This is a genomic window from Allosalinactinospora lopnorensis (genome assembly GCF_000981225.1).
In the GTDB taxonomy this organism is placed as follows: Bacteria; Actinomycetota; Actinomycetes; order Streptosporangiales; family Streptosporangiaceae; genus Allosalinactinospora; species Allosalinactinospora lopnorensis.
In genome coordinates this window covers 20,377-33,819 of record NZ_LAJC01000065.1, presented here as the reverse complement: position 1 = coordinate 33,819, position 13,443 = coordinate 20,377, and the positions used below count along the sequence as shown (strand labels likewise).

Here is a 13,443-nt window from a genome sequence, read left to right as displayed (position 1 = left end):
CCCACCCCCGTCTGCGCCGGTTTGAGCACCGCCACGCGCTCGCCGCGCCCGGCCGCCACCGCGGCGATCGCCGCGGTGGCGACGGTCTTGCCGACCCCGGTGCCGGTTCCCGTGACGATGAGAACCCTCACGTCTGCTCCAGCGACGCCCGCGCCGCCGCGACCATCCCCTCGGCGATCCGGGCTACCTCGGCGTCGTCGCAGATGTAGGGCGGCATCGCGTACACCATGGTGCGGAACGGCCGCAACCACACCCCGGCCTCCAGGGCCGCCCTGGTCGCCGGGCGCATGTCCACCGGCCGGTCGAGCTCGATCACCCCGATCGCACCGAGCACCCGCACGTCGCGCACCCCGGGCAACTCCCGTGCGGGGGCCAGGCCGCCGCGCAGCCCGGACTCGACCCGGGCGACATCGGAACGCCAGTCCCCCTCCCGCAACAGCCCGACGGAGGCGGCGGCCACCGCGCAGGCCAGCGGGTTGCCCATGAACGTGGGGCCGTGCGCGAGCACCGGCACCTCCCCGCCGGCGATGCCCTCCGCCACCCGGCTCGTGCACAGCGCCGCCGCCAGGCTGAGGTATCCCCCGGTGAGCGCCTTGCCCAGGCACATCACGTCGGGGGCGACGCCGGCGTGCTCCGCGGCGAACAGCTCGCCGGTGCGGCCGAACCCGGTGGCGATCTCGTCGAAGACCAGCAGCACGTCGTGCCGGTCGGTGATCTCGCGCAGCGCCCTCAGGTAGCCGGGATCGTGGAAACGCATCCCTCCGGCGCCCTGCACCACCGGCTCGACGATCACAGCGGCGACCTCGTCGGCGTGCGCCCCGACCAGCTCGTCGAGGTGGGCGATGTAGTCGGGGTCGGTCCCGGCGGCGCAGCCGGAGGGCGGCGCGTCGGCGAAGATCTGCCGGGGCAGGACGTCGCCCCACAGCGCGTGCATGCCGCCGTCGGGATCGCACACCGACATGGCGTGGAAGGTGTCCCCGTGGTACCCGCCGCGCCAGGTCAGCACCCGGCGCTTGCGCGGGCGGCCCCGCGAGCGCCAGTACTGCAGGCACATCTTGAGCGCCACCTCGACCGAGACCGAGCCGGAGTCGGCGAGGAACACGTGCCGCAGCGGTTCGGGGGTGAGCTCGACCAAGTCGGCGGCGATGCGTGCCGCGGGCTCGTGGGTCAGGCCGCCGAACATGACATGGCCGAACCGGTCGAGCTGGGAGCGGACGGCGGCGTCGAGGACCGGGTGGGCATAGCCGTGGATCGCCGACCACCAGGACGACATCGCGTCCACGGCCTCGTGCTCCGCTCCGTCGGCACCGGCCAGGCGCAGCCGGGTCCCGCGCGCCCCGGTGACCACATAGGGAGCCTCGGCCGGCGGGATGGCGGCGTAGGGGTGCCAGACGTGCTCGCGGTCCACCTCGCGCACCCAGGCCGCGGGGGCGGAACCGCCCGGTTGCGCCCCTTCCGTTCCGGAGCCTCTGGTCGCCCATAGCGTCATAGCACTTCATGGTGCCAATTCGGGAGGCGGCCCCGTATGCGTCTTCCGCCAGAAAAGCGGGGCGGATCTTTGTGGCTTCCGGCTCGTGACGCCTTCGCCGCCGCTGTGTGAGAGTCGTCCCGGCTCCCCGGAACGGCACGCGGGCCCCTCCCCCCGGGCCCGCGGTGCCGCCGCCACGTCAACGGCGCCGTGGCGGCACCGCGGGGGCGCCTCGGGGGGAGGCCACCTCCCGGGGTGTCCCTCCCGAGCGGGGCCGCACGTCCGCGTGGAAGGTATGTCATGAAGACCTCGGATCCGTTCGGGTGGCTGGAGGCAGCGGCTCGGGAGAGGGCGGAGGCCGGCCTGACACGCCGAGTGCGGCCCCGATCCCCTGATGAGGACCTGCTCGACCTGGCCGGAAACGACTACCTCGGCCTCGCCCGGCACCCTGAGGTGGTCCGGGCGGCCGCCGACGCCGCACTGCGGTGGGGCGCGGGCTCCACCGGCTCCCGGCTGGTCACCGGTGACACCACACTCCACGGTGAGCTTGAGCGCGAACTCGCCTCCTTCTACGGCGCCGAGGCGGCACTGGTGTTCTCCTCCGGCTACGCCGCCAACCTCGGGATGGTCACGGCGCTCTCAGGCTCCGGCGCGCACCTGGTCTGCGACCGTCACAACCACGCCTCGCTGATCGACGCCACCCGGCTGGCCAAGGCCGCCGGCGCCCGCGTGTCCCTCTTCGACCACGCCGACCCCGCCGCCGCAAAGGACGCCCTGGCACGAGCGGCGGAGCCGCGGCGCCTCCTCGTCAGCGACACGGTGTTCTCGGTGGACGGGGACCTCACCGATGTGGCCGGGCTCTCCCGGCTCTGCCGGGGGAACAACGCTGCGCTGCTGCTCGACGACGCGCACGGTCTCGGCGTGGTCGGAAACGGCGGACGGGGCGCGCTGAGCGAGGCCGGCCTGCGCGGCGCCGGCGACATCACCGTCTCGGTGACGCTCTCCAAAGCGCTGGGCGCCCAAGGGGGAGCGGTACTCGGTCCGCGACGGGTCATCCGCCACCTGGTCGAGACCGCCAGATCCTTCATCTTCGACACGGGGCTGGCCCCGGCCGCGGCCGGGGCTGCGCTCGCGGCGCTGCGGCTCGTGCGGGATGAGCCGCAGCGCGCCGAACGTGTGCGCGCGGTCGCCCACCGGCTCGCCTCCGGGTTCACCGCACGCGGGCTGCGGGCCAGCGAACCGGACTCGGCCGTCGTCTCCGTACTGGCCCCCTCCCCCGATGACGCCGTTGCCTGGGCGGACCGGTGCCGCAGCAACGGGGTCCGGGTCGGCTGCTTCCGCCCGCCGTCCGTGCCCGACGGCCGCTCGCGGCTGCGCCTGACCGCCCGGGCGGACCTGAGCGACGCCGACATCGACCGCGTCCTGGATGTGATCCATACCACCCGCCCCGCCGCGGCCGGCTCCTTCTGACAAGAGGGGAAAGGCGGTCGTTTCGGGCCTCCGAAGGCTTCTTCCAATAGAGGTACCCTGACCGGTGGGCAGGCCGTCTTCACGGAGAGAGAGCGATCGAGAGGCAGACCGGGACCGTGCGCATACCAGACTTCAGCAGGCGGACACTGATTCTGGGCACCGCAGCCGCCACCCTCGTCATGGTCCTCCTCGTCGCCCTCGTCGTCCCTCCCACCCGCGACGGGGTTCTCGACGCGTGGTGCGACCTGACCGAGGCGGGGTGTCCGGGGCCGCGCGGCGCGGAGCCCGACGCCTCCGGCCGGCTGCTGCGAATGCCCCCGGAGGAGGCCGCCACGTGGGGCAACTACGTCGCGCTGGGCGACTCCTACGCCGCCGGCGACGGTGCGGGCGACTACATACCGGACACCGTCGGAGACGGCGGCTGCTGGCGCTCGTCCAACGCCTACCCGGAGAAGATCGTGGAGGAGAACGACTTCGCCGGAGAGCTGGGCTTCTTCGCCTGCAGCGGCAGGAAGGGCAGCGCCATGCTCGAGTCCCTCGGCTCCGGTGACGCCCAGGTCGAACAGGTCACCCGGTACACCTCCCTGGTCACCATCGGCGTCGGCGGCAACGATCTCGGGTTCAGTTCGGTCCTGCAGACCTGCATGGTCCGGGTTCCGCTCCTGGAGAGCAGCGCCTGCGTCGGCCAGGAGGACGACCTCTCCGAGCGCATGGACACCTTCGAGGAGACCTTCGAGGAGCTGCTGGCGGAGATCCGCGGCCGCGCGCCCGACGCCCGTATCATCGTGACCGGCTACCCGCGGCTGTTCCCCGTGGAACCCCAGAGCATGTACTACACGCTGACCACCAACGACCAGCTGTGGCTGAACGAGATGACCCAGCGGTTCAACAAGCAGCTCAAGGACACCGTGGCCGAGGCCGACGCGGACATCGTCGGCGACGACGAGACCGGGAGCGTGGAGTTCGTGGAGGTCTACACGGCGCTGAACGGCCACGAGATCAGCGCCGAGGAGGCCTGGATCAACGGTGTGGTCTGGCGCGACCTCAGGAACGGGGTCACGGTCGACCGCAGCACCTTCCACCCGAACGCCGACGGCCAGACGGCGGTCGGCGACCGGGTGCAGCAGCAGCTCGAGGACGGACCCGAGCGGCCCCTGTACGCGACCCGCGCACTCGTGGAGAGCGCGAACCCCGAGGTCCTCGCCTCCGAGTTCGAGTAGGCGCCGCCCGGCGGAACGGGTCTTCCCGGAGGGCGCCTTCGGCGGAACGGAGACCGCGGGCGCGAGGGGCCGCGACAGGCGCGGCCTCCGTTCTCTCACCGCCTCACAGGCGGCATCTCGGACGGAGCGGGGTTACGCCGCGCCCGCCCTGAGGTCGGCGAGGACGGCACCCAACTGGTCGAGTCCCCAGTTGAGATCCTCCTCGGAGACGACCAGGGGCGGCGACAGCCGGATCGTGGAGCCGTGCGTGTCCTTGACCAGTACGCCTCGCTCAGCGAGGCGTTCGCACAGGTCGCGTCCGGTCGCCAGGGAGGGGTCGACGTCGATTCCCGCCCACAGGCCGATGGTGCGCGCGGACAGGACGCCGCCACCCACGAACTCCTTGAGCCGGGTGCGCAGGATCTCCCCGAGGGTCCGAGCGTTCTCCAGGTAGGGCCCCTCGCGCAGCATCCGCACAACGGTGCGCCCCATGGCCCCCGCGAGGGCGTTCCCGCCGAAGGTGCTGCCGTGCTGTCCGGGTTTGATGACGCCCAGCACCTCCTCGTCGGCGACCATCGCCGATACGGGGAGGACGCCCCCGCCCAGCGCCTTGCCGAACAGGTAGGCGTCGGGTTCGACACCCGTGTGCTCGCACGCCACGACGGTGCCGGTGCGGCCGAGCCCCGACTGCACTTCGTCGGCGATGAGCAGCGCCCGCTCCCGGTCGCAGATCTCCCGGAGGCGCGGCAGGTAGTCCGGTTCGGGGACGATCACGCCCGCCTCGCCTTGGACGGGCTCGACGAGCACGGCGGCGGCGGTGGAGTCGACCGCGTCCTCGACGGCGTCGGCATCCCCGAAGGGGACGACCCGGAACCCGGGGGTATAGGGTCCAAAACCGCCGTAGGCGTCGGGGTCCTGAGAGAAGGAGATGATGGTGGTGGTCCGGCCGTGGAAGTTGCCGCCCGCCACGATGATGGTGGCGTCCCCGTCGGGGACCCCCTTGACCTCGTAGGCCCATCTCCGGGCGACCTTGATCGCGGTCTCGACCGCTTCGGCCCCGGTGTTCATCGGCAGCACCTGGTCCTTGCCGACCATGTCGGCGAGCGAGGTGACGAACGGCGCGAACTGGTCGTTGTAGAAGGCCCGGCTGGTGAGCGTCACGCGCTCCAGTTGGCGGTGCGCTGCCGCGAGCAGCTCGGGGTTCCGGTGGCCGAAATTGATCGCCGAGTAGCCGGCCAGGCAGTCGAGGTAGCGGCGCCCCTCGACGTCGGTGACCCAGGCTCCCTCCCCCTCGGCGATGACGACGGGAAGGGGGTTGTAGTTGTGCGCCGAGTGCGTCTCGGCCAGACCGATGTGGTCGGTGGTGGAGATGGCGGGAGCGGCGGGGTCTCCGCCTGTCTCGCGCCTGCCCAGACCGCGGGTGTCGCTCATCCAGTTGTCCTCCGATCACCTTTGATCGTTGTTCGATCTTTGGATACCCGGCTCGGATAACGCACAAAAGCGCCCGCGCCGGGGCCTCCAGAAGGAGAACAGATGCCGGCGGAAAGCACAAGCACCGGCATCGGGACCCCCGTCTCATTATCGGCCAACTGACCTGCAACGGAATCCCCTCCACCACCGGCACGCCGGACGCGGTGAGCCCCGCCCGCGCGGCCGCGCACCGCCCGCGCCCAGGCGTTTCCCCACCCCCGCCTCCACGTGATCTGGCCCATGTCTGCAAGATCGAACGTCGAGGGTAAACGGGAACGCATGCTTACTGTGGGAGCGGTATGATCGCGAAGTCAGGACCAGCGGTGGCCCCCGCCGTGTTCGCGCCGGACGAGCCCGCCGCTGACGAATTCACCCTCGCCGGACTCCTGGGAGCGGTGGCCAAGGCGGTCCCCGAGCGGACCGCGGTGATCGCGGGCGAGCGCCGGCTGAGCTACGCCGAACTCGACGCCCGCGTAACGCTTCTGGCACGCCACCTGCGCTCGTCCGGCATCAGGCCGGGCGAACACGTCGCCGTCCTCTCCTTCAACCGGACCGAATGGCTGGAGTCGGCGTTCGGGGTGCTGCGCGCCGGCGCCGTACCGGTGAACGTCAACTACCGCTATGTCGCGCGCGAGCTGCGGTACGTCCTCAGCGACGCCGACGCGGTCGCGCTGATCGCCGAGCGCTCCCTGACCGGCCGAATCGCCGAGATCCGCCCGGAGCTGCCGAGGCTCCGGCACGTCATCCTCCTCGACGACGGCCTGCCCGACACGCCTTTGCCGGGCGTCGGCTACGAGAGCGCGCTGGTCCAGGCCGGCGCCGAGTCCGCCCCCGAACTGCCGCGGAACAGCGGTGACGACCTGTACCTGCTCTACACCGGCGGAACGACCGGTGACCCCAAAGGGGTCATGTGGCGCCAGGAGGACATCTTCCGCGTCGCGCTGGAGGGCCGCCGCCCCGGGGTTCCGCGCGCCTCCTTCCCCGCCGACCTGGGCGAGCGGGCCCGCACCCGCTCCCCGCGGCGGATACTGGTGCTGGGTCCGCTGATGCACGCCGCGGGCCAGTGGAACGCCATGAGCATGCTCTTCAGCGGCAAGACGGTGGTGCTCAGCACCCGCCGCGCCTTCGACGCCGAGCACATCATCGCCCTGGCCGAGCGTGAGAAGGTCCATACGCTGCAACTGGTCGGGGACGCGATGGCGCGCCCGCTCGCCCAGCGGCTGCTCGCCACCCCCCAGCGGTGCCCCAGTCTGGGCACTGTCACCTCCGGCGGCACCCCGCTGACCCCTGCCGTTCGCGAACTGTGGCGCGCATGGCGGCCGGGAATCGCACTCAATGACAACTACGGGGGCACCGAGACCGGTGTGTGCGGCGCTTCCGGGGGCGGACGCGACGGCCGCGACACCCCCCGCTTCACCATGGGGGCCAGCGTGGCGGTACTGGACGAGGAGCTGCGCCCGCTGCCGCCGGGGTCGGACCGGATCGGGCGCATCGCCCGCACCGGCCGCATCCCGCTCGGCTACTACAACGATCCGGAGAAGACCGCGCGCACGTTCCCCCGCGACGCCGAAGGGCGGCGCTGGGCGATGTCGGGCGACTACGGGATGGTCGCCGAAGACGGTTCCGTCGAGCTGCTGGGCCGGGGGGCGGCGGTGATCAACACCGGCGGGGAGAAGGTCTATCCCGAAGAGGTCGAGTCGGTGCTCAGATCACATCCCGATATCGATGACACCATCGTCGTCCCCGCCCCGGACGACCGGCTCGGCCAGCAGGTCTCCGCCGTCGTGGCGCCCGCACCGGGCCACCGCCCCGACGACGAGCAGCTCCGGGACTACTGCCGGGTCAGGCTCGCCGGCTTCAAGGTTCCGCGCACGTTCCACGTTGTCGACCGGATCCGCCGCACGGCGGTCGGCAAGCAGGACTACCGGTGGGCCAAGGCGGTCGTCCGCCGCTCCTGCTGACACGAACGCGACCGAGTGGTTACAAGCGCGCGATATCCCGCGATGCGCGGACACGCCCCTGGCGCTATGGTCTGTCAGCATGGCCTCCCGTCTTCTCTCCCAGCGCTATCGGCTCGTCGAGCCGATAGGCCAAGGCGGCATCGGCACAGTGTGGCGCGCCGAGGACGAACTGCTGCACCGCCAAGTCGCGATCAAGGAAGTACGGGTCTCACGCGATCTCGACCACGACAAGCGCGAGGAGCTCCTGGCCCGCACCATGCGCGAGGCCCGCATCTGCGCCGGTCTGAGTACCCACCCCGGAATCGTCACCATCCATGACGTCCTGCGTGAGGACGGGCGTCCGTGGATCGTCATGGAACTGGTCGACGGCCGGGTACTGGACCGGGTGGTATGGGAGGACGGGCCGCTCTCGCCCCGGAGCACCGCCGAGATCGGCCGGCAGCTCTTCGCGGCGCTGACCGCCGCGCACCAGGGCGGGGTCCTGCACCGCGACATCAAACCCGGCAACGTGCTCGTGCTGCCCGACGGCCGGGCGATGCTCTCCGACTTCGGCATCGCGGTCTCCGACTCGGAGGACAAGATCACCCTCACCGGGAAGCTGCCCGGTTCGCCCGGATACATCGCCCCGGAACGCCTGCGCACCGGGGACATGACTCCGGCCGCCGATGTCTGGTCGCTGGGTGCCACCCTCTACTTCACGGTCGAGGGGCACGCCGCCTTCGAACGCACCTCCAACGCCGAACGGCTCACCGCCGCCCTGCAGGAGCTGCCCGATCCCGCGGTGCGCGCCGGCTCCCTCCGCCCGGTCATCTACGGAATGCTGCAGGCCGACCCCGAACACCGGCTCGGCGGTCCCGCGCTGGAGACGGCCCTGGCCAACGTCATCGCCGGCTCCGGCGCCGAGGATCCCACTCCCACCCAGCTCGACGTCGGGGCCGTTCCCACCGCGATGGCGACCGGCCCGAACGTCCCGCTTCCCCCCGGCCCGAAGACGGCGATGCGCGCTTCCCGTGTCGGGACACTGGGGCGGAAGGGGTGGGTCCGGATACTGATCTCGCTCGTCGCCGGCCTGACCACCCTCATCCTGGCCCCGCTGCTGGTGGAGTACCTGTCGAACGTGCTGATCGATGACGACGAACCCACGCATGCCCCCGCGGGCCAGACCAGCGGCCCGGCCGACCACGCCAATCCGGCGCGGACCGATCCCGGGCGGATCCCCGAGGGTTTCGTCGAATACGAGCACGACGGGTTCAGCATCGCGATCCCCGAGGCGTGGAGCGTCGAGGAGACCGGGGCAGAGACCGTGATCTCCTCCCGCGACCAGACGGACCACATCCGCATCGGAAATCTCGACCTCAACGGCGCCACACCCGTTGAGCACTTCGAGGTCCAGGAGCGGCACAGGTCCGAGGGACCGGGCTTCCGCGGCATCAAGCTGGAGGAGGTCGAGCATCCCGACGGCGACGCCGCCCAGTGGATGTACGAGACCGGCGAGAACGGCACGCCGATGATGCTCGTCGAGCTGCTCGTGCACTCCCCGGAGGGAGAGACCGCCGTGCTCGTCTTCGCCACCGGCCCCGAACGCTGAGAGGCCAGTTCCGAGACCCGGGACGTCGCACTGGACTCCCTGCACCGATCCGACTGACCGCCCGCCGTCCCCCGGCGGGGCCGCCCGGGTACGCCGGAACGCCCGTGGCCCCACCGCACCAGCCGCCCCTAGACTTGGCAGCGTCACGGCCTCGCTGGGCAGTCCCACCCGCAGCGTGACCTCCTCCCGCAGCTGACCTCCACAGACGAAATACGAGACATGGCTAAGACAGTCGGCACCCACCTCTTCAACGGCTTCCGCGGCGCTCTCATCGGCACCGCCGAAGTGGTCCCCGGCGTCAGCGGCGGCACGGTCGCCTGATCGTCGGCATCTACGAGACGCTCATCACCTCCGCCGGCCATGTGCTCAGCGGCCTGCGCATCGCGGCCGCGGACCTGCCGCGCGGCCACGGTGGCGCGCGCGCCGCCGCCGAGCTCCGCAAGGCGGATTGGGGCGCCATCTTCGCTGTGCTGGTCGGCATGGTCATCGCGGCGCTGATCGCCGCCAAACTCCTCGCCCCCGTGGTGGAGGAGGAGCAGCAGCGGGCCTACGCGTTCTTCTTCGGCCTGGTTCTGGCCTCCCTGTGGGTGCCCTACTCCGGCGCGGGCCGCACCTGGAAAGGTGGGCACTACCTCCTGGCGCTCGGTGCCGCCGTTGTGGCCTTCCTGCTCACCGGTCTGCCGCCGGCGCACGTCGACCCGAACCCGCTGATCGTCATGGCAGCCGCCGCCGTCGCCATCTGCGCGCTGGTGCTCCCGGGGGTGTCCGGCTCGTTCATCCTGCTCACCCTGGGCCTGTACACGGTCACAATGGACGCTCTGAACACCCGCGATCTCGGCTACCTCGCGACGTTCTTCGCGGGCGCGGTCATCGGACTGGCGTTTTTCGTCAAGCTGCTGCAGTGGCTGCTGGAGCACTACCACCACCTGACCCTGGTCGTGCTGACCGGCCTGATGGCCGGGTCGCTGCGCGCGCTGTGGCCGTGGCAGGACGAGGACCGTAACGTTTCCGCCCCCGCCGGCGACATTCCGGTTACGACTGGGCTCGCGGTCCTGGGCTTCGCCATCGTCGCCGTGGTGCTGTTGGTCGAGCGGCGCATCCGGACGCGCCGCGACGCCGCCGCGGCCTCCGAGACGCGGGACCACCACCCCCGCGCCGGGACGGACGCGGTCAAGGGAACGTGAGAGCCTGGTGAGGGACGAGGGGCGCCGGGAGCAGCAGAACCCGGGCGCGCGCCCGCCTCGTTGGACCTGACCCGGGTCGTACTAACGAAGGACCGCCGTTGACCGTTTACAACATCCTGTCCATCGCCGGGAGCGATCCCAGCGGAGGGGCCGGGATCCAGGCCGACGTCAAGACATTCTCCGCGCTCGGCGGCTACGGGATGTGCGTGATCACCGCTCTCACCGCCCAGTCCACGACCGGAGTGACGGGCGTGCACGCGGTTCCGCCGGAGTTCGTCAGCGCCCAGCTCGACACGCTGCTGTCCGACGTCCGCGTGGACGCGGTCAAGATCGGCATGCTGGGCGGCACCGAGGTCATCGGCGCGGTGGCCGAGGCCATCGACGGCTACGGGCTGCAGAACGTGGTCCTCGACCCCGTGATGGTGGCCAAGAGCGGCGACCGGCTCCTGCCGGCCGAGGCGATCGACGCGGTCCGCGACGAGCTGCTGCCGCGCGCCGACCTCATCACCCCGAACCTTCCGGAAGCCGCCGAACTGCTCCGCGAGGAGGAGGTGCACGGTCTGTCGGCGATGCGGACGCAGGCCGGCCGCCTGCTCGACGCGGGCGCCAAGCGGGTGCTGCTCAAGGGCGGCCACCTCAGCGGGCAGAGCAGCACCGATCTGCTCGTGGAGCCGGGCTCTTCCCCTCAGGCGTTCTCCGCCGAGCGCCTGCCCACCAAGAACACGCACGGCACCGGCTGCACCCTGTCGTCGGCCATCGCGGCGCTGCGCCCGCAGCGCCGCGACTTCTACGAGGCCGTGCGCGACGCCAAGGAGTACCTGACCAAGTCGCTGCGCTACGCCGACGACCTGGACGTCGGCCGCGGCAAGGGCCCGGTCCACCACTTCCACGCCTGGTGGGGTGCTCCGCTGGACGACTGACCGGCGCCGGCCCGGACCGCGGAACCGGCCGGCGGACCGGAATACAGAGGGGCCGCCCCGCTCGATCAGCGGGGCGGCCCCTGTTCACTCGGACCCGGCGGGTCAGTCCCGAACGTCGACGACCTTGACGTCGGGGTTCTTCCAGTCGGGGTTGGCGAAGTAGCGCTTGGTCTCCGCGACGACCACCGGCGACAGCAGCAGCAGCCCGACCAGGTTGGGCAGCGCCATCAGGCCGTTGGCGATGTCGCTGAAGAGCCAGACGAGCTCCAGTTCGGACGTGGCGCCCACGAAGATCACCGCGACGAACAGCACCCGGTACGGAACGACGCCCCGGTGGCCGAAGAGGAAGTCGATGCAGCGGTCGCCGTAGTAGGACCAGCCGAGGATCGTGGTGAAGGCGAAGACCGCGACCGCGAGCGCCACGGCGTAGCCGCCGATCGGGGCGATCCCGGGCGAGATGGCGCTCAGTCCTTCTGTCAGCGCCTGCGACGTCAGCAGCGAGCCGTCCTCGGCGTCCTCCACTTCCCAGACACCGGTGACGATAATGACCATGCAGGTCATGGTGACGACGACCAGGGTGTCGATGAAGGTCTGGGTCATCGAGACCATGGCCTGGCGCACGGGCTGGTCGGTCTTGGCCGCTGCGGCGGCGATCGCCCCGGTGCCCAGGCCGGACTCGTTGGAGAAGATGCCGCGCGCGACGCCCATCTGTATCGCGATGAGCACCGTGGAACCGGCGAACCCGCCGACCGGCGCCGTTCCCGTGAAGGCGTCGGTGAACACGAGCGCGAACGCCGCGGGGAGGTCGCCGACATGCACCAGCAGGACGAGCAGCGTGATCGCGATGTAGAGCAGGATCATCACCGGGACGATCCCGGCGGCGACCCGGCCGATGCTCTTGATGCCGCCGATGATGACCGCTCCGGCGAGGATGACCATCCCGACGCCGGCCACCCACGTCGGGACGTTCCACACGCTCTCCAGCTGCTGGGAGACGGTGTTGGCCTGGGTGCCGTTGCCGATGCCGAACGCGGCGATCGCCCCGAACACGGCGAAGAGCACACCCAGCGTCATTCCCAGGCCGCCGGGCAGGCCGTTCCGGAGGTAGAACATCGGGCCGCCGCTCTGCTTGCCGACGCTGTCCCTCTGCCGGTACTTCACCCCGAGCAGCGCCTCGCTGTACTTGGTGGCCATCCCGACCAGACCGGTCATCCACATCCAGAACAGCGCGCCGGGGCCGCCGATGCCGATCGCCAGCCCGGCCCCGGCGATGTTGCCGACACCGACCGTGGCGGCGAGTGCCGTGCTCAGCGCCTGGTAGTGCGAGATGTCGCCTTCGACGTCGGTGTGCTCCTTGCGCCGGATCAGCGCCAACCACAGCGCGTGGAACAGCTTGTGGAACTGCAGCAGGCGCAGCCGGATCGTCAGGAACAGGCCGGTGATCAGCAGCAGCGGAATCAGAACATACTCGCTCCAGATGGTTTCTGAAACCAGGGTCAACATGTCCTGGAGTTGCTCCATGAGCGGACTCCCTATCGATTGGATATGGGGGACGCGTTCCGCCATCCCCAGATCGCTTGTGGCACCGCCGGGGCGATGACGGTCTCACGCACCGTGGACGTCAGCGGGGCGCGGCGCACCGGCAGGTTCGCACCGCTTCGTTACGTACACGTCACGTTTACTCCTCACACTGGTTGCACCTGCGGGGCGGGTGACCGGTAAGGATCCGAAGGATCAGCCGTCGTCCGCCGGGCCCGACGCCTGCTCCAGCGAGAGCCTGCTCAACGCGGCGGCCGCCTCAGCGGGGTCGGCCCCCCGACCGACGGCGATACCGAGCAGGTAGGTGGTCAGCGGGGCAGCGGGGCGAGCGACCGAGTGCGCGGCGTCCTTGGCCAGACTGAGCACGCGGTCGACGTCGGCCTTGCCGATCTGCTCGGAGAGCTCTAGTTCGGCGCAGACCTGTTCCGCCCATTCGACAAGGGTCACCGGAGGTCTCCTCACTTCTCAAAGCGGCGCTGGCTCGCGAGCTTATAGCGGATCGCCGCGACACGGGCGTCCCGACGCGGCACCGGAACGTCGCACCGTGGGCAGGAGATCGTCGACCAGGCGTTCACCGCAGGTCCGGGCGGATTAACACAGCCGGCCTAGCGTGCGTGCCAGGAGCCCCCCGACGTTGGGAGAAC

Annotated in this window: 10 protein-coding genes and 1 pseudogene; 6 read left to right on the top strand and 5 right to left on the bottom strand. The window is 70.9% G+C overall.

Features of this window, described 5'->3' with window-relative positions:
- Together VS93_RS33510 and VS93_RS20445 are read right to left on the bottom strand one after the other, a co-directional pair.
- Nucleotides 1-131 (bottom strand): AAA family ATPase (locus tag VS93_RS33510; RefSeq protein WP_046471509.1); only part of this gene is annotated, 131 nt, incomplete at its 3' end.
- A complete protein-coding gene (locus VS93_RS20445) occupies nucleotides 128-1,489 on the bottom strand; it encodes an adenosylmethionine--8-amino-7-oxononanoate transaminase (RefSeq protein WP_082127062.1) in 1,362 nt (453 codons plus the stop codon). The genes VS93_RS33510 and VS93_RS20445, both read right to left, overlap by 4 nt.
- Nucleotides 1,490-1,768: 279 nt before the next feature.
- Between VS93_RS20445 and VS93_RS20440 the strand changes: the two genes are divergently transcribed.
- Nucleotides 1,769-2,938, top strand: coding sequence for an 8-amino-7-oxononanoate synthase (locus tag VS93_RS20440; RefSeq protein WP_046471508.1), 1,170 nt, complete (start codon nucleotides 1,769-1,771; stop codon nucleotides 2,936-2,938).
- 116 nt (nucleotides 2,939-3,054) lie between these two features.
- Nucleotides 3,055-4,158 carry an SGNH/GDSL hydrolase family protein gene (locus VS93_RS20435; RefSeq protein WP_046471507.1) on the top strand — a complete coding sequence of 368 codons (1,104 nt, stop codon included), beginning with the start codon at nucleotides 3,055-3,057 and terminating at the stop codon, nucleotides 4,156-4,158.
- A 132-nt stretch (nucleotides 4,159-4,290) separates the two neighbouring features.
- Here the strand turns inward: VS93_RS20435 and rocD are convergent, their stop codons facing one another.
- The gene (gene rocD, locus VS93_RS20430; RefSeq protein ID WP_046471506.1) at nucleotides 4,291-5,568 is read right to left on the bottom strand and encodes an ornithine--oxo-acid transaminase; all 1,278 of its coding nucleotides are present in this window, start codon (nucleotides 5,566-5,568) and stop codon (nucleotides 4,291-4,293) included.
- A 338-nt stretch (nucleotides 5,569-5,906) separates the two neighbouring features.
- On the opposite strand from rocD, the gene VS93_RS20425 reads away from it, so the two are divergent.
- From VS93_RS20425 to thiD, 4 genes and pseudogenes are all read left to right on the top strand, one after another.
- A complete protein-coding gene (locus VS93_RS20425; RefSeq protein WP_046471505.1) occupies nucleotides 5,907-7,568 on the top strand; it encodes an acyl-CoA synthetase in 1,662 nt (553 codons plus the stop codon).
- Nucleotides 7,569-7,647: 79 nt separating this feature from the next.
- On the top strand, nucleotides 7,648-9,156 hold the full coding sequence (locus VS93_RS20420) for a serine/threonine-protein kinase (protein WP_052745892.1): 1,509 nt from the start codon (nucleotides 7,648-7,650) through the stop codon (nucleotides 9,154-9,156).
- 219 nt (nucleotides 9,157-9,375) lie between these two features.
- Nucleotides 9,376-10,340 (top strand): annotated as a pseudogene (locus VS93_RS20415) (DUF368 domain-containing protein).
- Between the two features lie 98 nt (nucleotides 10,341-10,438).
- Nucleotides 10,439-11,260: a bifunctional hydroxymethylpyrimidine kinase/phosphomethylpyrimidine kinase gene (gene thiD / locus VS93_RS20410; protein WP_046471504.1), complete on the top strand. Its 822-nt coding sequence runs from the start codon at nucleotides 10,439-10,441 to the stop codon at nucleotides 11,258-11,260.
- A 102-nt stretch (nucleotides 11,261-11,362) separates the two neighbouring features.
- On the opposite strand, the gene VS93_RS20405 is transcribed toward thiD, so the two are convergent.
- On the bottom strand, nucleotides 11,363-12,781 hold the full coding sequence (locus tag VS93_RS20405) for an alanine/glycine:cation symporter family protein (RefSeq protein WP_046471503.1): 1,419 nt from the start codon (nucleotides 12,779-12,781) through the stop codon (nucleotides 11,363-11,365).
- A 213-nt stretch (nucleotides 12,782-12,994) separates the two neighbouring features.
- Nucleotides 12,995-13,246, bottom strand: coding sequence for a DUF6457 domain-containing protein (locus VS93_RS20400; protein WP_046471502.1), 252 nt, complete (start codon nucleotides 13,244-13,246; stop codon nucleotides 12,995-12,997).
- Between the last annotated feature and the right edge of the window lie 197 nt (nucleotides 13,247-13,443).